The sequence below is a fragment of the Acinetobacter sp. YH12249 genome (assembly GCF_013417475.1).
Lineage (GTDB): Bacteria > Pseudomonadota > Gammaproteobacteria > Pseudomonadales > Moraxellaceae > Acinetobacter.
In genome coordinates this window covers 1-20,451 of sequence record NZ_VPDX01000021.1, presented here as the reverse complement: position 1 = coordinate 20,451, position 20,451 = coordinate 1, and the positions used below count along the sequence as shown (strand labels likewise).

The following is a 20,451-nucleotide window of genomic DNA, read 5'->3' as shown; positions in this document are numbered from 1 at the left end:
GCTTACCACAAGGCCAATTGGGTACTCACACCGGTCGTATCCACACCGCCCAGCTCGGCATAATGATGCAACTGGCTCAGTAACTGACGAATTGGTGGACCTGACTTGGCATGCGTGTCGGTAATTACAATAAATTCCAATACGCGTGCACGTTCAGACTGGCGCTGCTTACTGACACGATAACGTGGCACATCCTGAGTGAGCAAGGTTACACGGCCACGTTTCAGGTTGGCCTGCAGCAAATCTGTGGCACTGATATTACCATCGGTTGAATAACTGGTCAGGATAAAACGCGCATTAATGGTCGCCAACAAAGTTTCATAGGCTTCTTTGGCATGCTTGGATGAGTTGTACTGACTTGGACGTTCTTTACGCCATGCACGGTCAATCCCGCTCTTGAAGCCTTTAGTGTCTGGAGTCGGTAAATCCACCTGATCCCACAGCGTTAAAGCATTGAGTACATGATAGTTACTACTATAGGCATGCTGGTTATACGGTGGATCCAGATAAGCCACATCGACTTCAAAACCACTCATCTGATTGGCTAAGTGTTGGGCATCCACACACCACATTTCTGCGGCAGGTCCTTGATGCTTAGCATCTTCACAGAAACGGCTTGGCGTTAACCAAAGTAGTGATTCAATGCGTTCTAGTGCAGTCTGGGTTTTACCGCCCCAACCATGATGGAAACTTTTAAATACACCTGAGGTATTGCTGACAAAACTGGCTGAATAGAGCAGCGGTGCCAGCAAAGCACTCATTTCCACGTCATCAATCGCACCTTGAGCCTGCCAGGTGGCAATCTGCTGACGGATGGCATCGATACGCATGCCGTTACGGCGTTTGAAGAACAAACGGTCTCGGGTCGGATCATAAATCTCATCATTACGCGGACACAGGTTATGTGTCACCCAGCCTTTAACTTCAGGCAAACGGTTCAGATAATCAATCGCTTTCTGATAGCCACCGAGCTCTTTAAAGGCAGGTGCTTCAGTACAAGCTAAAACTGCATGATTGAGTGCATGACTATAGGGTTCCCAGTCATTGGCAATCACCCGATAGCCATTCTGACGGGCCAGACGTGAAACCACCCCGGAACCTGCAAAAAAATCGGCAAAAATCGGCGCACGGCCATCTTCACGTTTTAGGGTTCCCGTGCTCTCAAGTGCTTCCAGAATTAAGTGTAGTAAACGGCGTTTGTTCCCCAGATAAGGAACCAGCTGATGGAAAAGATATTCATCTGTGGTACGTGCCGCATGGCGACGTTTGTGGTAAACCGTAGACTCTGAATTCATAGTGTCTCTTGAGAGGGAATTAACCTGAAGCGCAAGTCATCACCCAAACGGGTCACGTCCTGCAACTTGAATCGAAGTTGTTCTGCCATTCGGCTGAATTCTGCATTGAACATACTACGCGCAGTTTGCCCCAATAAAGTCGGTGCAACATAACTGATGAGTTCATCCACCAGCCCTGCCTGTAAAAATGCAGTAGATAAAGTCGCACCTGCTTCAACCAGCACATCATATATCTGATGCTGCTGAACCAGTTGCTGTAATAATTCTTTTAAAGGCTGAATTTCGAATTGGATCACACCCAGATCAGCCAGCTCCTGACGATAAGGCCCCATCACCATCACCGTTTCTGGAGTCTCCAAAATCTTGGTAGTGAGGGGTAAACGCCCCTGGCGATCCAGAATAATCCGTTTGGGCTGAACTACCGTGCTGATGTCATTCATACCTTTCAGGCTACGGACATTGAGCTGACAGTCATCAGCCAATACAGTTTCAATCCCGGTAATCACTGCGCCAGAAATGGCACGCCAGTGCTGGACATCCTGACGGGCTTCAGGACCGGTAATCCATTTCGATTCACCGGATGCCATAGCCGTACGGCCATCCAGACTCGATGCAATTTTCAAACGCACATAAGGCATCCCAGTCGCCATGGCTTTCAGAAAGCCATCATTCAGCGGATGCGCTTCATCCTCACAAACACTGACTTCAACCTTTATGCCAGCATCTTTCAGGATCTGCACGCCTTTTCCAGCGACCAGTGGATTTGGATCAGGACAGGCAACAATCACTTTAGCTACGCCTGCTTCAACCAATCCTTTAGCACATGGTGGTGTACGGCCATAATGGGCACAAGGTTCCAAAGTCACATATGCTGTTGCTCCACGTGCCTGTTCGCCTGCCTGACGCATGGCAAAGACTTCCGCATGAGGCTGACCGGCTTTAGGATGGAAACCTTCACCCACGACTACGCCATCTTTGACAATGATACAGCCGACATTCGGATTCGGTTTAGTAGAGTACTGTCCCTGACGTGCCAGCTCAATGGCACGACGCATCCAGATTTGATCTTGAGTGAGTTCAGTCATGCTTATTCTTGAAACTCACCGCGTTGCTGCATCTGTTCAATCTGACGACGAAAGGCTTCGACATCCTGGAAATCCTGATAGACCGAAGCAAAACGGACATAAGCGACATGATCAAGTGCAAATAGAGATTGCATGACAATTTCACCAATAGTACGTGATTTCACATCTCGCTCACCCAGACGGCGAATCTGCAACTGGATATCACTCAGCACCGTTTCAATCTGTTCTTGAGTCACAGGACGTTTCTGCAAGGCATGCATCAGTGAGCGACGTAATTTGGCTTCATCAAAGGGTTCATTCTTGCCATCGGATTTGATGACACGCGGCATCACCACTTCATAACTTTCAAAGGTAGTAAAACGTTCATTACAACTGACGCATTCACGACGGCGGCGAATCTGGCAACCTTCAGCGGCCAGGCGTGAATCAATCACTTTACTGTCTGGTGTATTGCAAAATGGGCAATGCATAGCGGTTTAATTGAACAAATCCTGATGATTTCCGAGTGTAGCAAAAATTCTAAACTTTGTAGAGTTTTACGCAATATATAGAAAAAAAACAGCCCAGATGGGCTGTTTTACACAATATATTGATTATTGTTTTAGCAGATTATTCTACGCGTTCGCCATGTTGACTCAAGTCCAGACCCATGCGTTCATCATCAGAAGAAACACGGATACCGATGATCAGATCAATCACTTTAAGAATCACGAAAGTTAATACTGCAGAGTAAGCGATGGTTGCAAGTACACCTTCAACTTGAACCCAAAGTTGGCTCATTACATTTGCTGGAGCAGCATCACCCATGATGAATTCGCTTGCGAAGAATGCTGTCAGAATCGCACCAACGATACCACCCACACCGTGCAGGCCAAAGGCATCCAGAGAATCATCAGCTTTCAGTGTACGTTTCAGAGCAGTAATACCCCAGAAACATACCACACCACCGATCAGACCCATTGCCAGCGCACCACCGACAGTGACAAAACCAGCTGCTGGAGTAATTACCACCAGACCTGCTACCGCACCAGAAGCCCCACCTAATACAGAGGCTTTACCACGTACTACTTTTTCAGTAATTAACCAAGAGATCGCTGCTGCCGCTGCTGCAACTTGAGTTACGATCAGCGCATAACCTGCAGAACCATTTGCACCCAATGCTGAACCACCATTGAAGCCGAACCAGCCTACCCAAAGTAAGCTTGCACCGACTACAGTTAAAGTCAGATTATGTGGCGCCATTGATTCACGGCCAAGACCCATACGTTTACCAAGCATGTAGGCTGCAACCAGACCCGCTACACCTGAGTTGATGTGAACGACTGTACCACCAGCAAAGTCAAGCGCACCGTCGTTGCCTAACCAGCCGCCGCCCCAGACCCAGTGAGTAATTGGCGCATAAACCAGAATCACCCAAAGTGCAATGAATGCCACAAAAGCACCAAACTTCATACGTTCTGCAATCGAACCGCTGATGATGGCAACCGTAATGATGGCAAACGTCATTTGGAAGATCACGAACAGGATTTCAGGAATTGTGCCGGATAGCGCATCGGTAGTTATTCCAGCCAGCATGAGCTTGTCCAGACTGCCGATAAAGGCATTTCCTTCACCAAAGGCCAAGGTATAGCCAATCACGACCCAGGCAATACTGACTACGGCTGCGGCAACAAAGCTGTGTGCCATTGTTGCCAGCACATTTTTCTTACGGACCATACCGCCATAGAACAGGGCTAAACCTGGAATGGTCATCAGTAATACAAGGGCTGTTGAAGTGAGAATCCAGGCTGTATCGCCAGTATCGAGAGTAGCTTCTTCTTCTGCAGGCGCTGCTGGTTCCGCTGGCGCCACTTCAGCAATCTCTGCTGTAGTTGTGTCTGTTGTTGTAAGTGAAGTATCGCCAGTCTCTGCAACGAGTGCGACTTCTTCAGTAGGTGTTGGTGCTGTTACGGCCTCTTCAGCCCACGCAACAGAACCACCTAAAAGAGCGCTGGACAAGCCGAACGCCATTAGCATTTTTTTCATTCGTATCCCCCAACCATGTTTTTTTGTGAGTTATTAGGTACTCAGCAAACTTCGTGCCAAATTAAACAGCGTCTGCACCTGTTTCACCGGTACGAATACGGATGACTTGTTCTAAGTTAGTTACGAAAATTTTTCCGTCACCGATTTTGCCAGTGCTTGCAACACGAGTAATTGATTCAATTACCGAATCAACCATTTCGTCGCTGATTGCGATTTCAATTTTGACTTTCGGTAGGAAATCTACAACGTATTCAGCACCACGATAAAGTTCAGTATGGCCTTTTTGACGACCAAAGCCTTTGACTTCAGTCACAGTGATGCCTTGAACACCAATTTCAGATAATGCTTCACGCACATCATCCAATTTGAAAGGTTTTACAATTGCAGTTACGAGCTTCATGTTTGTTTTCCTTCGGCTTATTTCACCAGTAAGGTTTTATGTTCAAATTTCATGCCAAGATTCCTAAGGTCGGGGGAAATTAGAAAGCCCGGCACGATGTTTCTTGCTCTTTTATTTTATACTTATAACGTATTGGAATCTGCACAAATTGGATATTTTTTATGTGGATTTTTACAATATTACTAATCGAAGCAGCCTATATTTCATCTGAAATACTGTAAGTCACTCTTGCAGCAATGCTACACTGTCCGCGCATTTATATAGCGATGGATCGGATTATGATTGAAACCCTGTTACAAGCAATTTTGCAGCAAGTTGAACAGCCTAAAAAGGACCTCGAGCACAACCTGCGTGCCCTGCTCAACGAAGCCGTCAGTAAAATGGATTTAGTGTCTAAAGAAGAGCTCGAACGTCAACGCACTGCCCTAAATAATGCCAATCAGCGTTTAAATGAGTTACTAAAACAAGTCGAAGAACTAGAAGAAAAAATCTCGATTAAAAAATAAGCACAACTACAGTGCACAAAAGACACGAGAACAATAAAAATAATGCACTATATTGGAACAACAATATGTCTTTTGCCAAAATTTATACGCGAGGCCTGTTAGGCCTGCACGCACCTTTAATTGAAGTCGAAGTTCATGTCAGTTCTGGCATGCCTTCCCTCACCATTGTGGGGCTTCCTGAAGCCGCAGTCAGAGAAAGTAAGGATCGGGTTCGCTCAGCCATTCTAAATAGTGGCTTTCAGTTTCCGACCAAACGCCTGACCATTAATCTGGCACCTGCCGATCTACCTAAAGACGGCTCACGTTTGGACTTGCCGATTGCGCTAGGAATTTTAGTAGCCTCAGGACAGCTTCCAGAAAATTGTACTAATAATCTTGAGTTTATTGGTGAACTGGCCTTAGATGGTCAATTGCGGCCTGTAACAGGCATCCTGAGCATTGCAATCGCCTGCCAGCAGGCACAGCATCAGCTGATCTTGCCTAGTCCGAATGCTCAGGAAGCCTCTCAGCTCCCGGATTTTCAGGTATTTGCCGCCAATCATTTACAGGAAGTCTGTGCACATCTGGCTCAAGCAGAAACCTTGACCCCGTTTAAGACCAGTCCAGTAGATCAGCACTCTTTTTATAAATTTGATCTTGCGGATGTGAAAGGACAATTGCGACCACGACGTGCCTTGGAAATTGCAGCTGCAGGTGGCCATTCCCTGCTGTTCCGCGGCCCACCTGGTACAGGTAAAACCTTATTAGCATCGCGCCTCGCCAGTATTTTACCGCCCTTAAATACTCAGGAAAATCTGGAAGTTGCCAGTATTTACTCGATTGCGAATACCAATCATCCTTTTGGCCAACGGCCATTTCGGGCACCGCATCATACTGCCTCTGCGATTGCACTGGTCGGCAGTGGCTCACATCCTAAACCTGGAGAGATCACACTGGCGCATTTGGGGGTGTTATTTCTAGACGAATTGCCTGAGTTTGACCGCAAGGTTTTAGAAGTATTACGTCAGCCGCTTGAGTCCAAGGAAATTGTAATCTCACGTGCTTCCCGGCAAATTACCTTTCCAGCCAACTTCCAGTTGGTGGCAGCCATGAATCCTTGTCCATGCGGTTATGCATTTAATCAGGACAGCCGCTGTCAATGTTCACCTGAAAGCATCAAGCGTTATCAGAACCGGATTTCTGGTCCATTACTGGATCGGATTGACCTGCATATTGACGTACCACCTTTACAGGCACAGGAGTTACAGGACAATAAGCCCGTCGAAAACTCTGAAACGGTCAGACAGCGCGTGATTACCGCCTATAACATTCAGATCGAACGGCAAAATGCCTTGAACATGAGCCTTAGTCCAAAACAACTGGAGCAATATGCCCCTCTCGATCCACCAGCTCAGAAAATGATTGAACTGGCTCAGCAGAAACTGAATTTATCAGCACGAGGCTATCATCGCATTTTGCGTGTTGCCAGAACCATTGCCGATCTTAACCAAAGTCCAGATATTCAGACTGGGCATTTATCGGAAGCCTTGTCTTATCGCGGGCAGCACATTTAAACAATAAAAAAGGCGACCTAAAGTCGCCTTTTTTATTTAGAAAAAATTAGAAGCTATAACCTAATCCGAATACTACTTTGTTCTTTTGTTTCACATCCATACGATCATAACCACCGATGATGTAATTGATGCTTGCAGTAACACCAGTATCTGCAAGAGGTTTGCTTAAACCGATATCAAAATGACGGAAACCAAAGCTTTCACTTGTCTCTTCTACATAGTCACCTGACTTTTCATAAGCATATAAACCTAAAGCGGTGTCTAAGCTAAAGTCATTAGGCAGTGCATAGCTATAAGTACCTTTGATATAAGTATCCCCTGCATTCCCCCAAGTCGTATCTTCAAGAAGAGTTTGTGCTGTAATACCTAAATCTTTATAGCTCAGGCCTAATAACAGTTCAAATCCATTCGTTTCTTCATCAGATTCATAATAATAGTAGTAAGTCGTACCGATCGTTAAACCCAAATCATCGTTTACCGAATGGCTGTAGCCTGCATAGAAATTATTTTCAAAAGCATCACGGCCTTCTTCAACCAAAGAATAATCTAAGGTAGAACCCCACCAACCAGCATAGAAGCCAGAGGCATGATTATAGTCAAGTCCACCTTGTAAAGTAGCTCCGCTATTTTCAGGTGTGTTGGTAATCCCACGCAGGTTATAGCTTGAAAGTACACTGATATTTCCAGAAACTGAATGTTCAGCAGCTGGTTCATCCGCTAAAGTGAAAGAAGATGCAGCACCTAGTAAAGCAAAAGATAATACTTTTAATGTTGATTTCATTGTATGACTCCCCCAGATCGTCTGAGACGTTTTTATGATATTGATTAAACTCAAGTTCGAAATTTGCAAGAGCTATGCCAATCTGGAATAAAACAACGGAAATCTGATGAATTTAAATAAAATAAATCACTAGGTATTTGTTTTTAAATTATATTTAAATTTTTTAAAAAAGCACTTTGATAGATTTTTTTTAACATTAGCCCTTTTTCAAAGATTTATTTTCTTTTTTCGGCCTTATACATAATCATTTACAAGTTGCGCCATTTTGAAACCTTTTTTGTTTTGATTAAATTTTGTGCTAAAAAAAGGTGCAGAAATAAAACGTAAAGAAGCAGATTGCTCTATTCGAGTTTTTGATTCTTGCTCAAACTCAGAACTTTCTGGATTAAAAAGTTCAAAATAGTGCTAAGCAACAAAAAATGACGCTCATAGAATGACTTTTTATTATTCGGAATATTATGCGCATTTTTGGATTTACAAATATTTAAATTAAGTATTTATATATTAAAATTCAATAATTTATAATAAATTTCTACTTTTAAGAAATTATTAATGAAGAGTCTGATACAGAAAATGAAGATTTTGAACACTCAACTTTTTCATTCTAAGAATTTTAATTTTAAATATTATTGATGCACTCATGAGTCATACCCTTCAGAGAATTTAGATTTAAAAAATATCTTTGTTTTTATTTGTTTTTTTACTATATGGTCAGGATTTAGACTGTTAGATCTCTTACCATTGTTCACTTTAGATTAAAAAAAATCCATCGACTTTAGTGGAATATCGCAAATAAAAATGACATTTATTCAGCGAATCTTATACAATTCCTAAAAATTTCCATCAATTTGTATAAGGCTCTCTCCCAATGCAAAACACAAAAAAATTAACATTGGCAGTTTTGATTCAGGCTGCATTGATCTCAACCGCTTTTGCTAGCGAGCAGAGTGAGTCTAAAGGTTTTGTAGAAGACGCAGAAGGATCTGTACTTTTCCGTACTGGTTATTTATCTCGTGATAAGAAAAATGGCGTAGCAGATACAAGTTCAGCTGCACAGACTGCAATTGTGAAACTGGATTCTGGCTTTACTCAAGGTGTAGTCGGCTTTGGTGCCGGGATCATCGGTGATGCTTCTTTCAAACTAGGAAACAACAAAAATGCCGGTAATGGCATGATTCCTCGTGAAAACGGTTTCAATGCTAAAGGTGAGTACGTTAAAGGTGCTGGCGATACTTATGATCATTGGGCTCGTGGCGGCGCTTATGTGAAAGCTCGTGTATCTAATACCACTGCTGTATATGGTACCCAAGTTTTAGATCTTCCTGTATTGGCATCAAATACTGCACGTCTCGTTCCTGAATACTTTGAAGGCGTATTAGTGACGAGTAATGAAATTGATAACCTGTCATTAACAGCTGGTAAATTTACTAAAAACCAATATTCAGACCAAATCGACTCTGATGGTAACGAGCTTGATCGTGCTGTTGTTTGGGGCGTGAAATATAAATTTAGTGATGCTCTAAACGCTTCTTACTACGGTACAGATATTAAAGACCGTTTAGACCGTCATTATGTGAATGCGAACTATAGCTATGCAGTAGCCAATGGCGGCACTTTAACTCACGATTTCAGTGGCTATCATACTGAGTGGGATAAAAAAGCTGACGGTGGTGCATATACTTATTCTCATACCACAAATGACTTAAGTAACTTAAGCAACAATATTTGGGCTATTTCTACCACTTACAATACTGGTCCGCACAATATCATGGTGGCTTACCAACAAAATACTGGTAACACAGGCTATGACTATGGTTTGGGTCGCGGTGTAGGTGATGGTCATCAAACGATTTATCTACCAAACTCATACCTGTCTGACTTCATTGGCAATAATGAAAAATCAGCACAACTTCAATATACCTTTGACTTTGGTGCTGTAAATGTTCCTGGTCTATCTTGGACTTCCGCATTTGTATATGGTTGGGATATTGATGTAGCAGGTAGTCCAGATCGTTCTCAGTTAGTAACTAGCGATGCACAAGAACGTGAATTCTTTAACCAGGTGAAATATACTGTTCAATCTGGTTTTGCTAAAGATGCGAGCTTGCGTTTACGTCACTCTTACTACCGTGCAAGCGATGATTATCAAGCTGATCGATACATTGGTGACACCAACGAATGGCGTATCTGGTTAGATATTCCTGTGAAATTATTCTAATTCACCCGAATTTCAAGCCATAATAAAAAACCTGCACATTGTGCAGGTTTTTTTGTTTAAGTTTTAAAAAGTTAAAGACTTAAACTGAAAAGCAAATGAATTATTTATTTGCTTCTGCATAAGCTGCAATTGAGCTGAGTACTTCCTTTTTAGCAACATCAGCACCTTCCCAACCACTTAACTTAACCCATTTACCTGGTTCCAAGTCTTTGTAGTGCTGGAAGAAGTGTTCGATTTGGCTGATCAGCAACGGAGGAAGATCAGTATATTCTTGAACATCTTTGTAGATCGGAGTCAGTTTGTCGTGTGGAACTGCAACCAGTTTCGCATCAACACCACCATCATCTTCCATGTTCAGTTTACCTACAGGACGGCAACGAATGACTGAACCTGGCTCTACTGGATGTGGAGTTACGACCAATACGTCTAGAGGATCGCCATCTAGAGAAAGTGTATTTGGTACATAACCATAGTTTGCTGGGTAGAACATTGCTGTACCCATGAAACGGTCTACAAATAATGCATCAGAATCTTTATCGATTTCATATTTGATTGGTGCTGCATTTGCAGGAATTTCGATAATGACATAGATGTCGTTTGGCGCATCTTTACCCGCTGGGATATTGCTGTAGCTCATAGCATCACTCTTTAACAAGTTATATCTTTTAAAAACCGCGACAATTATAACGGTTTTTACAGATTTTTTTTGATTTTAAAATATCGAACTGTAAATATCTCGACCTGCTTTATTTTAAGCTTAAGAGATTTTGATAATTAACAGCAGTAAGGTTATTGGACATAATAAAGATAACAGCCAGACAATTGAACGTAAGGTCGACCAGTTCGCCAGATAACAGATCCCATAGATGACCCGAAAAACCAGATAGGCAATCCCAAAGGTCATCACCAGACTTTGCGGCACGACCATATATTCTGCCATCAGAATCGAGGCGATAAAGAGCGGTAAGCTTTCAAAGCTATTTTGCTGAGCGGCATTGGCGCGACTGGCCAGGCCTGTAGACTTTTCTAAAAATGCCCGCGGATTCTGATTGTCTTTTGCACGAAACCCTGCCGATTTTTTCGCAATCAAGGTAAAAACATAAGGTAAAAGACAAGCTGCCAAAATGAGATAGATAACCCCACTAATGCTATGCATCTGATTTTTCTCTTGAGAATTTTTATGTCTATCATAGCATGGCGTTTCGTGAATAAATTTTGTTAAATAGAGTGTTTTTATAAATGATTAAGGATTCACTATGGTCAGCCCTGATCAAAATGAAATGTTCGATGTCCTCGAGAAACAGCGCCAGCATCAACGTCAAGTGGATCGCGTATTAAAAATCGTATTGCCGATTGTTGCATTTCTGATGGCGGTCATTTGTGCCAATATGAATATCTGGTCTCCCCTCTTTACCTTTGCCATCTTATGGCTTGCCTTCTATGCCGTGGGCATCAAACGCATGCCGATCTGGCACTGGGTGGTCGCAATCATCATTTATTGCCTGATAGATAATATTCTCAGTTATGGCAGTTTTAATTTGAGAGGATTTAACCGTCAGTTTGGTACCATGTTTATTTTTTTGGGTGTGATCGGTGTAGGACGTCCTTACTTCGACCGCTGGCTAATGAAAAAAGAGAATTAAAAAAAGCGCCCTTAGGCGCTTTTTTATTGCAGGATTTATGCAGTCTTACGTAGGTCTTTACGCAGGATTTTGCCTACGTTAGATTTTGGTAATTCATCCATAAATTCAACATAACGTGGGCGTTTATAACCGGTCAGATTTTCTTTTGCAAATGCCAGAACTTCTTCAGTCGTCAATGAAGGGTCTTTCTTCACCACAAACAGTTTTGGCACTTCACCTGATTTTTCATCTGGTACACCAATTGCAGCCACTTCCAGTACTTTTGGATGTTTCGCAACGACTTCTTCAATTTCAGAAGGATAAACGTTGAAGCCAGAGACCAGAATCATGTCTTTCTTACGGTCAACGATTTTGATGTAACCACGTGAATCCATAACACCGATATCACCGGTACGGAAGAAGCCATTTACCATCACTTTATCGGTTTCATCCGGACGGTTCCAATAGCCTTTCATCACCTGTGGACCACGGATTGAGATTTCACCCTGCTCACCGAGTGCAACTTCATTACCGTCATCATCCAGAATTGCAACTTCAGTCGAAGGTAACGGAATACCAATCGTACCGCTAAATGCTTCAGATGCCGGTGGGTTCGCAGTTGCTACTGGAGAAGTTTCAGACAGGCCATAACCTTCAATGATGTTAGTGCCAGTAATTTTCTTCCAAGCTTCTGCAGTAGAAGGCAGAACAGCCATACCACCGCCCATCGCCATTTTTAAACGGCTATGATCCAGTTGCTTGAACTCTTCGTTGTTTACAAGCGCATTAAACAGCGTGTTCACAGCAGGGAAGAATGTTGGCTGGTATTTACGTAATTCTTTCATCACCGCAGGCAGGTCACGCGGGTTAGGAATCAAAACGTTCGCCTGACCTTTGTACATGCCGTAAAGTGCACAGACCATGAAAGCAAAGATGTGATAAAGTGGTAAAGCACAGAAAATACGGTCATCTGGCTGACCATCTTGCGCACCGAATTTGCTCTGGAAGATACCATCACACTGCAACAGGTTAGCAACCAAGTTACGATGGGTCAGTTCAGCACCTTTAGAAACACCAGTAGTACCACCTGTGTACTGAAGTACAGCAGTATCACTTAAAGTCAATTCAGGGCGTTTATAGTTGCTTGGATTTACCTTGTTCAGTGCAGCATTGAACTTGATGTGACCAGGAATATCCCATGCCGGAATCTGCTTACGTACTGAACGCAATACGAAGTTCACCAAAGTACCTTTTAAAGCACCCAGCATGTCACCCACAGAAGCAACCACGACGTGCTTCACAGGTGTTTTGCCAATAATTGACTGATAAACGCTTGCAAAATTCTCAATAATGACCAGAACTTCAGCGCCAGAATCTTTTAACTGATGCTCAAGCTCACGTGATGTATACAGTGGATTTACATTCACCAGTACTAAACCAGCGCGGAACACCCCCAATGCTACGACCGGATACTGAAGAACGTTTGGCATCATTACGGCAACACGTGTGCCTTTTGCCAGACCCAAACTTTGTAAATATGCTGCGAATTTACGACTAGCTTCTTCCAACTCATTGAACGTTAAAGTCTTATCCATAAAGATAAAGGCATCACGTGAGCCAAATTTTTGGAAATTGCGTTCAAAAATATCAACCAGAGACGTATTTTCTGCTGGTAATTCTACAGTTTCTGGAATCCCTGTTTTTTGGTATTCAGCGAACCAAATTTTTTCCATAATGCCAATCTCTCCAATCATAATCCTTAGTAGTTCAACTGTTTTTTTCAATGCTGCACGTCATTTTTTAGACTTGTATATGTGCAACATTGCATCCATTTGTCGAATCGTTACTCATATATAACGTATTTCGATTCATGGATGCTAGTATTATCTTTGAATCAACAGTTTATTTGCTTTTTGATATCCACGTGGTAACAGGGTTCCTTTAGAGCCTCGTTTCCCAATATATTTTTGCAGGTCATCCCCTTTGAGTTTTAATTGTTGCTGTCCTGCAAGCACTTGAATTATTTCATCAAGTTTCAATATTGTCATGGATAAAATTTGATCTTTATCTTCAAGTTGTATCAATTTATTACCTTTACCTTTATTAAGTACAGGTAATTCCGACAGATCAACAACCAGCAGACGGCCAGCTGAACTGAGTAGTGCAACATGAGTTGCGTCTTCCAGCGGCTGCAGGTTCATGACCTGTGCGCCTTCAGATAGATTTAGGAAAGACTTACCAGCTTTGGCATTGGTATCCAGCTGCTTGGCCTGGGTTTTAAATCCATAGCCTTTACTGCTGACTGCCAGGATTTCCGCATCATCTTCAGCGACCAACACCTGCTTGAAGCCTACCCCACTTGCCGGAGACAGTTTTGAACTCAATGGTTCACCAAGTCCTCGTGCCGATGGCAGGCTATTGATTGGTAAGCCATAGCTACGGCCACTATCATCTAATACATAGACGCGTTGATTAGACTTACCTTGGGCATGACTGAGATACTGATCGCCCGCACGGAAATTCAGATTTTCAGCATCCACTTCATGCCCTTTAGCACAGCGAATCCAGCCCGCTTCAGACAATACTACCGTTACAGGATCCGCTGGCAGCATTTCAGTTTCATCAATAGCAGCGGCTTCGGCACGTTGCACGATTGGAGAACGGCGATCATCCCCAAATTTCTTGGCATCTTCTTTTAGTTCATTGATGATCAAGGTTTTTAAAGACTCAGGATTAGCCAGCTGCTCACGAATCACGGCAGCCTTAGCTTCCAGCTCTTCCTGTTCGCGGCGCAGTTCCATTTCTTCGAGCTTGGCCAGATGACGTAGCTTGAGTTCTAAAATGGCTTCGGCCTGAATCTCATCAATACCAAAACGTTCCATCAACACTGGTTTAGGCTGATCTTCCTCACGAATAATCCGAATCACTTCATCAATATTCAGGTAGGCAATGATCAAACCGCCGAGAATATGCAGGCGTTTTTCGATCTTGTTCAGATGGTATTGCAAACGGCGAGTGACGGTGGTTTTTCGGATTTCGATCCATTCCAGCAGAATACGACGAATCGATTTCACCTGTGGACGGCCATCCGCACCAATCATGTTCATATTGACACGATAGCTAGACTCAAGATCTGTAGTCGCAAACAGATGGCTCATTACCGCTTCCGCATCAATACGGTTCGAACGCAATACCACCACTAAACGTGTTGGATTTTCATGGTCAGATTCATCACGAACATCAGTGACCAATGGCAGCTTTTTCGCCTGCATCTGGTCCGCGATCTGACTGATAATTTTTGAACCGGATACCTGATATGGCAATTCGGTAATCACAATTTCATTTTTATCAATGGTATATACCGCACGCATGCGGTAACTGCCACGACCCGTGGTCTGGATTTTAAGCAGTTCGGAGGGTGGCGTAATGATTTCCGCTTTGGTCGGTAAATCCGGTCCCGGAATGTATTCTGCCATTTTGGCATCGGTCAAGTTCGGATTGCGAATCAGAGCGATAGTACCTTTCACTACTTCGCGTAAGTTGTGCGGCGGAATATCAGTCGCCATCCCCACAGCAATCCCGGTGGTACCATTTAACAGAATATTAGGAACACGTGCCGGCAAGTTAATCGGTTCTTTCATCGAACCATCAAAGTTATCCTGCCAGTCACAGGTACCCTGTCCTAGTTCGGATAAAAGCAGTTCGCTATATTGCGACAGTTTAGCTTCGGTATAACGCATTGCCGCGAAAGACTTCGGATCATCCGGTGAACCCCAGTTGCCCTGTCCTTCAATAAACGGATAGCGATAACTGAATGGCTGCGCCATCAGGACCATGGCTTCATAACAGGCCGAGTCACCATGCGGATGATATTTACCCAGTACATCCCCGACAGTACGTGCCGATTTTTTCGGTTTGCTGGTCCATTTTAGGCCCAGTTCACTCATGGCATAGACAATACGGCGCTGTACCGGTTTCAAACCGTCACTGATATGTGGCAATGCACGATCCATAATCACGTACATGGCATAATTTAAATAAGCTTGTTCGGTAAATTCGGCTACGGAACGGTTTTCTGTCGCATGATGCGCAAGGCTTGTCATAACAACCTATAATCCTAAAATTCGTTTTTGTATCAATGTTTCTTATGCTAAGTCGCGGCTGTGTGCTGCACAAGGGCAGTAAACTACACAGCGCGACAAATCGTGTCTTATGGGCTAAAAATATCCACTTTATAGCAGCTGAGCAACTAAAAAATCACCAACCTTATAAACCCATAGATTCTAGTGTCTTGCCCTTGGTCTCTTCTCCCAAGACTAAAATGACCACAGCTACTGCAATCAGCACCACAGTAAACATGGTAAAGACGTAACTGAAACCATTTGGCATCCCCATCAAATGGGTTACGGCAAAGGGTGCAGCAATCCCGCCAATACGGCCAATTGCACCGGCCCAGCCTGAACCAAAAGCACGGATATTGGTTGGATATTGTTCTGGGGTATAAGTATAGAGAACGCCCCATGCTCCCAGATTAAAGAAGGACATCAGACAGCCCCAGATCACAATTTCAGTGACACTACCGGACTGGCCAAAGAAATAGGCTGAAATCGCACACATGCCGATAAAGCCAGCTAAAGTTGCCTTACGACCGAGTTTTTCGACTAGCCATGCTGCCGCAATATAACCCGGCAATTGCGCCAGAATCATGACCAGGACATATTCAAAAGACTGCACGATGGTATAGCCTTCCTTGACCAGAAGGCTGGGTAACCAGGTAAAAATACCATAGTAGGAGAAAACGATCCCAAACCAGATTAGCCAGAGCATCAAGGTGCGGCGGGCAAAAATACCACTCCAGAGCTGGATAAACGAGATATTCTGCTTGGCAGCCACGGGTTTAACTTCAAAGATTTCCATGACTTCGACGCCGCATTTGCGCTCAATCTTTTTGACCAGAGCTTGCGCTTCATCTACCCGGCCACGATTGATCAGATACGGCACCGACTCAGGCACCAGTTTCCAGATTACGATGGCATACAGTGCCGGTATCCCGCCAATCATGAATGCAGCTTGCCAACCAAAATCAGGAATCACAAAACGCGAAACCAGCGCAGCCACCAGCCAGCCCAAGCCCCAGAAACTTTCCAGCAGCACAATGAAACGACCACGTACCCGTGCCGGGATATATTCACTGACCAGTGTCACCGCAACCGGCAACTGACCACCCAATCCCAGACCGACAATAAAACGGAATACCAGTAACCAGGTCAGATTAGGTGCAAAGGCACAGGCAGCAGTCGCCAGACTATAAATCACCAGCGTACTGGCAAATACCGTTTTACGTCCCCAGCGATCTGCCAGTCCACCTGAAAAAATCGCCCCGATCGCCATACCGATAAAACCGATCGAAACCACCCAGCTTTTCTGGTCAGCGGTCATCTGCCAGTCTTCAGCCATTTTCGCCAGAATAAAGGAAATCAATCCCGTATCCATGGCATCAAACATCCAGCCAAGACCAATCACCCATAAAAGAGTGTAGTGGAACTTGCCGATCGGCAAGCGCTGTATCCGAGAAACTAAATCCATAACAAAAATCTCTGATCAGGTGAAACGGGAGGTGCTGCTGTCCCAACAGGAGGTTTGATTTTTTATTTTTTTATACTACGAATGCGTACACCTGCGGGAAGTTTTCCCTCCCGCAGTTACCATAATTCATATCAAGATTCGTCTTTGGATGAAGCGGACTGTTCGTCATCATCCTTATAGATAAACTTCGGCATTTCCAGACCGAAATAGATTGCAATCAGACGCAAGCTAAAGCCAAAAATTAAGGTAGAAATAATGGTCACTTCGAGTGACAGACCGAAATTGCTGCAGAGCCAGTAGAAGATGACTGCAACAAAGGAAATACTGGCATACAGTTCACGGCGGAAGACTAAAGGCACATCATTACATAAAATGTCACGTAAAATACCGCCCGATACTCCGGTCAGAACCCCGGCGACCGCACTGACTACAAAACCATGCCCCATTTCCAGCGCAATCTGGCAGCCAATGATGGTAAAGCCAATCAGGCCCAAGGCATCCAGTACCAGGAAGATATTGCGTAAATGGCGCATCCATTTGGCAATCAGGATGGTGACAAAGGCGGCACAGCAAGTCAGCACCAGATATTCCGGGTGTTTGACCCAAGTCAAGGGATAATGGCCAAGCAGTACATCACGCACCGAACCACCACCGAGCGCCGTAACACAGGCAATGATCGTAACCCCAAACCAGTCCATACTACGCCGACCGGCAGACAAGGCTCCGGTCATGGCTTCAGCGGTAATTGCAATAATATAGATGACGGTCAGTAACATCGCCCTGCTTCCACCTGAGGCTTTGAGATGGCGGCTATTCTAAGCTAAATCTATGTGAAAATTATAAAAAATGCGCACAACATTGCTTAAATTTTTTCCCGGAGCCACAGATGCACGGCTGTTTCATTGTAAGCTGTTGATCTGTCGTTGGATCCAGAAAGTACCAGCGATTCTCGAACTTCACAAAATGTGAAATTTCATGATGAATCTGGGCCTGCTTGCCATCGTGATAATGTGCTTTGAACTCGACCAGCGCATGGGTCTTGTCCAGTTTTTCATTGGCCTGCACGATTTCCAGCTTCAGCCATTGATTGCTTCGGCTCCATTCAGCAATGGCTGGCATGTCCAAAGCCTGCTGCTGTCCGCGGGCGGTAGTCTGCTGGATATAATCAATTTCATGCTTGGCAAAGGCACTATACCGCGAGCGCATTAATTGCTCGGCGCTTTGGGCAAATTGCTGGCCCTGATGTAGTGGCTGGCAACAGCTTGCATATTCACCTCGTCCACATGGACATGCTTCTGACATTTCAATTCCATAAAAAATAGCCCGACAATGCGGGCTATTTTAGCAAACTTTTAGCTGGACTCTTCGGGCGTTGAACTAGTCTTTCCGGTTCGCAGGCGCGATGATATGCACCTTATCAATCTTGTGGCCGTCCATAGTGACCACCTCAAAGATATAATCATCTGCTTCGAGCTTTTCGCCATTTTCCGGCAAGCGTCCCAGATGGAACAGGATATAACCCGACAAAGTTGAATATTCTTCCGTTTCATTGACCAGATCACGATCCAGAAGCAGTGACACATGGCGAATATCGGTTGAACCATCCAAAATCAGGCTGCCATCTTCCAGGCTCTCTACGGCTGCTTCTAGCTGATCTTCATCCGGGAATTCACCGGCAATCGCTTCCAGCACATCAATCGGTGTCGCCACCCCTTCAATGGAACCATATTCATTCAATACCAGTGCCATTTGTAGCGGTGCCTGACGCAACTGATCCATCACCATTAAGACCTGAGCATTTTCATGCACAATCACTGGTTCACGCAGATGTTTTTCGAAGTCCAAAATACCTGTTTCGATGTATTCATTCAGGACTTTATGGGTCAATACCACACCGGCAATATTGTCCAGCTCACCACGCGCCACAATCAGGCGTGAATGGCTCATATGCAATAACTGCTCTTTGATACTGGCATGATCATTTTCCAGATCAATCCATTCCAGTTCAGGGCGTGGTGTCATCACCGACTTCACTGGACGTTCTGACAAGCCAAGTACGCCCTGCACCATGACGCTGTGGTAGACCCCACTTTCGTCATCATCAAAGACTTCATCAGCAAAGGCGCGGGTCGCCAGTACATCTTCCGGCTCAGAAGAATCATTGTCCTGAGCCGGTTTACCGCCCAGCATACGCATCACAGCAGACGCAGTACGGTAACGCATATCAGTAGTGGTGACCATTTTTTCCTGATTGCGTTTCATGGTCTGGTTAATGAATTCCACAATCACAGAGAAACCAATCGCGGCATATAGATAGCCTTTTGGAATATGGAAACCAAAGCCTTCAACCACCAGCGAGAAACCAATCATCATCAGGAAGCCCAGACAGAGAATCACTACTGTCGGGTGCTTGTTGACGAAATCCATGAGGGCTTTAGAGGCCCACAACATGATACCGACCGCAATAACCACCGCGATCATCATCACAGACAGGTCTTTGACCATACCGACTGCAGTAATCACACTATCGAGCGAGAATACGGCGTCCAGTACCACGATCTGCACAATCACCATCCAGAACACCGCCTGAACCGGATTTTCTTCCTTGGTCACAGGTTTGGCTTCCAGACGCTCATGCAGCTCCATGGTGCCCTTAAACAGCAGGAATACACCACCGAATAATAAGATCAGGTCGCGTCCTGAAAATGGATGCTCAAAGATATGGAATAGCGGTTCAGTAAGCGTTACGACCCAGGCAATCGATGCCAGCAACACCAGTCGCATTAACAGCGCCAAGCCCAGACCGGTAATACGCGCTGCATTACGCTGTTCGGGTGGAAGCTTTTCCGCCAGAATTGCAATAAAGACCAGGTTATCGATCCCGAGTACAATTTCAAGAACAATCAGTGTGAGTAAGCCAATCCAGGCAGAGGGATCTGACATCCATTCAAAAATCATTGCATCTGCTCCTCTAACCGAGGAGAAAAGCAAGTATTTGCATGATGAGATACAGGTTGATACCCGACTTGAATTAAAGACTTGATAATGTGACGTTTTACTGAATTAAAGCGCCAACTTCGACTACCCATGTGAGTTCTATTGTAGTAAGACAGACTTTCAGTATATCAAGAACAGCATGAAATTCACCTGTTTTCATCCGGGATTATGGATGAATTTGAATGAAAGATTTTGTCCTAAAATGAGGTCTGCTCATGGAATTGTCATATTTGTTAACTAAGTTATAGTAAGTAGACTCTGTACACGACAAATTTCACAGAACCCTTATCCTATCAGGATTCTGCTTTCTTAAAATTGCCAAAATTTCCTTAAACTCTTCTTTTTTCCCAAAACCAATTAAACGCTGAATCGCCATTTGAACA

Annotated in this window: 18 protein-coding genes; 4 read left to right on the top strand and 14 right to left on the bottom strand. The window is 44.2% G+C overall.

Going from position 1 to position 20,451, the window contains the following annotated elements; genetic code table 11:
- Positions 1-2 precede the first annotated feature (2 nt).
- From FTV25_RS11610 to glnK, 5 genes are all read right to left on the bottom strand, one after another.
- Complete coding sequence (locus FTV25_RS11610; protein WP_034703433.1) at positions 3-1,295, bottom strand: DNA adenine methylase; 1,293 nt, start codon at positions 1,293-1,295, stop codon at positions 3-5.
- Positions 1,292-2,380 carry a bifunctional diaminohydroxyphosphoribosylaminopyrimidine deaminase/5-amino-6-(5-phosphoribosylamino)uracil reductase RibD gene (gene ribD / locus FTV25_RS11605; RefSeq protein WP_180003794.1) on the bottom strand — a complete coding sequence of 363 codons (1,089 nt, stop codon included), beginning with the start codon at positions 2,378-2,380 and terminating at the stop codon, positions 1,292-1,294. Before ribD ends, FTV25_RS11610 begins: the two co-directional genes overlap by 4 nt.
- Positions 2,381-2,382: 2 nt before the next feature.
- A complete protein-coding gene (nrdR, locus tag FTV25_RS11600) occupies positions 2,383-2,850 on the bottom strand; it encodes a transcriptional regulator NrdR (RefSeq protein ID WP_004787309.1) in 468 nt (155 codons plus the stop codon).
- Between the two features lie 139 nt (positions 2,851-2,989).
- On the bottom strand, positions 2,990-4,405 hold the full coding sequence (locus FTV25_RS11595) for an ammonium transporter (protein ID WP_159123952.1): 1,416 nt from the start codon (positions 4,403-4,405) through the stop codon (positions 2,990-2,992).
- A gap of 61 nt (positions 4,406-4,466) precedes the next feature.
- Positions 4,467-4,805 (bottom strand): P-II family nitrogen regulator, encoded by a 339-nt coding sequence (glnK, locus tag FTV25_RS11590; RefSeq protein WP_004650081.1) that lies wholly within the window; start codon positions 4,803-4,805, stop codon positions 4,467-4,469.
- Between the two features lie 278 nt (positions 4,806-5,083).
- Here glnK and FTV25_RS11585 point away from each other — a divergent pair, with 278 nt between their 5' ends.
- Entirely contained in the window at positions 5,084-5,311 is a 228-nt protein-coding gene (locus FTV25_RS11585; RefSeq protein ID WP_004787313.1) for an accessory factor UbiK family protein, read from the top strand.
- Between the two features lie 65 nt (positions 5,312-5,376).
- Positions 5,377-6,864 (top strand): YifB family Mg chelatase-like AAA ATPase, encoded by a 1,488-nt coding sequence (locus FTV25_RS11580; protein ID WP_180003792.1) that lies wholly within the window; start codon positions 5,377-5,379, stop codon positions 6,862-6,864.
- 46 nt (positions 6,865-6,910) lie between these two features.
- Here the strand turns inward: FTV25_RS11580 and FTV25_RS11575 are convergent, their stop codons facing one another.
- Complete coding sequence (locus FTV25_RS11575) at positions 6,911-7,645, bottom strand: TorF family putative porin (RefSeq protein WP_159123949.1); 735 nt, start codon at positions 7,643-7,645, stop codon at positions 6,911-6,913.
- Between the two features lie 868 nt (positions 7,646-8,513).
- Between FTV25_RS11575 and FTV25_RS11570 the strand changes: the two genes are divergently transcribed.
- On the top strand, positions 8,514-9,863 hold the full coding sequence (locus tag FTV25_RS11570) for an OprD family outer membrane porin (protein WP_180003790.1): 1,350 nt from the start codon (positions 8,514-8,516) through the stop codon (positions 9,861-9,863).
- Positions 9,864-9,963: 100 nt separating this feature from the next.
- Here FTV25_RS11570 and ppa read toward each other — a convergent pair whose 3' ends face one another.
- Complete coding sequence (gene ppa / locus FTV25_RS11565; RefSeq protein WP_034703878.1) at positions 9,964-10,500, bottom strand: inorganic diphosphatase; 537 nt, start codon at positions 10,498-10,500, stop codon at positions 9,964-9,966.
- A gap of 120 nt (positions 10,501-10,620) precedes the next feature.
- The gene (locus FTV25_RS11560) at positions 10,621-11,019 is read right to left on the bottom strand and encodes an MAPEG family protein (protein ID WP_166136510.1); all 399 of its coding nucleotides are present in this window, start codon (positions 11,017-11,019) and stop codon (positions 10,621-10,623) included.
- A 100-nt stretch (positions 11,020-11,119) separates the two neighbouring features.
- Here FTV25_RS11560 and FTV25_RS11555 point away from each other — a divergent pair, with 100 nt between their 5' ends.
- Positions 11,120-11,506, top strand: coding sequence for a hypothetical protein (locus tag FTV25_RS11555; RefSeq protein ID WP_180003779.1), 387 nt, complete (start codon positions 11,120-11,122; stop codon positions 11,504-11,506).
- Between the two features lie 35 nt (positions 11,507-11,541).
- Here FTV25_RS11555 and FTV25_RS11550 read toward each other — a convergent pair whose 3' ends face one another.
- The 6 genes from FTV25_RS11550 to FTV25_RS11525 all read right to left on the bottom strand — a co-directional run bounded on the left by FTV25_RS11550 (position 11,542) and on the right by FTV25_RS11525 (position 20,029).
- Positions 11,542-13,218, bottom strand: a complete 1,677-nt coding sequence (locus tag FTV25_RS11550; protein ID WP_180003777.1) for an AMP-binding protein — start codon at positions 13,216-13,218, stop codon at positions 11,542-11,544.
- A 150-nt stretch (positions 13,219-13,368) separates the two neighbouring features.
- Complete coding sequence (gene parC / locus FTV25_RS11545) at positions 13,369-15,588, bottom strand: DNA topoisomerase IV subunit A (RefSeq protein WP_180003775.1); 2,220 nt, start codon at positions 15,586-15,588, stop codon at positions 13,369-13,371.
- A gap of 163 nt (positions 15,589-15,751) precedes the next feature.
- Positions 15,752-17,071: an MFS transporter gene (locus FTV25_RS11540; RefSeq protein ID WP_180003773.1), complete on the bottom strand. Its 1,320-nt coding sequence runs from the start codon at positions 17,069-17,071 to the stop codon at positions 15,752-15,754.
- A 131-nt stretch (positions 17,072-17,202) separates the two neighbouring features.
- A complete protein-coding gene (locus tag FTV25_RS11535) occupies positions 17,203-17,847 on the bottom strand; it encodes a trimeric intracellular cation channel family protein (RefSeq protein WP_004787374.1) in 645 nt (214 codons plus the stop codon).
- A 61-nt stretch (positions 17,848-17,908) separates the two neighbouring features.
- Complete coding sequence (locus FTV25_RS11530) at positions 17,909-18,373, bottom strand: YchJ family protein (RefSeq protein ID WP_180003771.1); 465 nt, start codon at positions 18,371-18,373, stop codon at positions 17,909-17,911.
- Positions 18,374-18,448: 75 nt separating this feature from the next.
- Positions 18,449-20,029: a TerC family protein gene (locus tag FTV25_RS11525; RefSeq protein WP_034703866.1), complete on the bottom strand. Its 1,581-nt coding sequence runs from the start codon at positions 20,027-20,029 to the stop codon at positions 18,449-18,451.
- Between the last annotated feature and the right edge of the window lie 422 nt (positions 20,030-20,451).

Excerpts from the sequence above, each read along its gene's own strand:
- FTV25_RS11570 (WP_180003790.1), top strand. The coding sequence starts at position 8,514 with ATGCAAAACACAAAAAAATTAACATTGGCAGTTTTGATTCAGGCTGCA.
- FTV25_RS11585 (WP_004787313.1), top strand. The coding sequence starts at position 5,084 with ATGATTGAAACCCTGTTACAAGCAATTTTGCAGCAAGTTGAACAGCCT.
- nrdR (WP_004787309.1), bottom strand. The coding sequence starts at position 2,850 with ATGCATTGCCCATTTTGCAATACACCAGACAGTAAAGTGATTGATTCA.
- FTV25_RS11595 (WP_159123952.1), bottom strand. The coding sequence starts at position 4,405 with ATGAAAAAAATGCTAATGGCGTTCGGCTTGTCCAGCGCTCTTTTAGGT.
- FTV25_RS11525 (WP_034703866.1), bottom strand. The coding sequence starts at position 20,029 with ATGATTTTTGAATGGATGTCAGATCCCTCTGCCTGGATTGGCTTACTC.
- FTV25_RS11580 (WP_180003792.1), top strand. The coding sequence starts at position 5,377 with ATGTCTTTTGCCAAAATTTATACGCGAGGCCTGTTAGGCCTGCACGCA.
- FTV25_RS11560 (WP_166136510.1), bottom strand. The coding sequence starts at position 11,019 with ATGCATAGCATTAGTGGGGTTATCTATCTCATTTTGGCAGCTTGTCTT.
- FTV25_RS11575 (WP_159123949.1), bottom strand. The coding sequence starts at position 7,645 with ATGAAATCAACATTAAAAGTATTATCTTTTGCTTTACTAGGTGCTGCA.
- glnK (WP_004650081.1), bottom strand. The coding sequence starts at position 4,805 with ATGAAGCTCGTAACTGCAATTGTAAAACCTTTCAAATTGGATGATGTG.
- FTV25_RS11550 (WP_180003777.1), bottom strand. The coding sequence starts at position 13,218 with ATGGAAAAAATTTGGTTCGCTGAATACCAAAAAACAGGGATTCCAGAA.
- FTV25_RS11610 (WP_034703433.1), bottom strand. The coding sequence starts at position 1,295 with ATGAATTCAGAGTCTACGGTTTACCACAAACGTCGCCATGCGGCACGT.
- FTV25_RS11530 (WP_180003771.1), bottom strand. The coding sequence starts at position 18,373 with ATGTCAGAAGCATGTCCATGTGGACGAGGTGAATATGCAAGCTGTTGC.
- ppa (WP_034703878.1), bottom strand. The coding sequence starts at position 10,500 with ATGAGCTACAGCAATATCCCAGCGGGTAAAGATGCGCCAAACGACATC.
- parC (WP_180003775.1), bottom strand. The coding sequence starts at position 15,588 with ATGACAAGCCTTGCGCATCATGCGACAGAAAACCGTTCCGTAGCCGAA.
- ribD (WP_180003794.1), bottom strand. The coding sequence starts at position 2,380 with ATGACTGAACTCACTCAAGATCAAATCTGGATGCGTCGTGCCATTGAG.
- FTV25_RS11540 (WP_180003773.1), bottom strand. The coding sequence starts at position 17,071 with ATGGATTTAGTTTCTCGGATACAGCGCTTGCCGATCGGCAAGTTCCAC.
- FTV25_RS11555 (WP_180003779.1), top strand. The coding sequence starts at position 11,120 with ATGGTCAGCCCTGATCAAAATGAAATGTTCGATGTCCTCGAGAAACAG.
- FTV25_RS11535 (WP_004787374.1), bottom strand. The coding sequence starts at position 17,847 with ATGTTACTGACCGTCATCTATATTATTGCAATTACCGCTGAAGCCATG.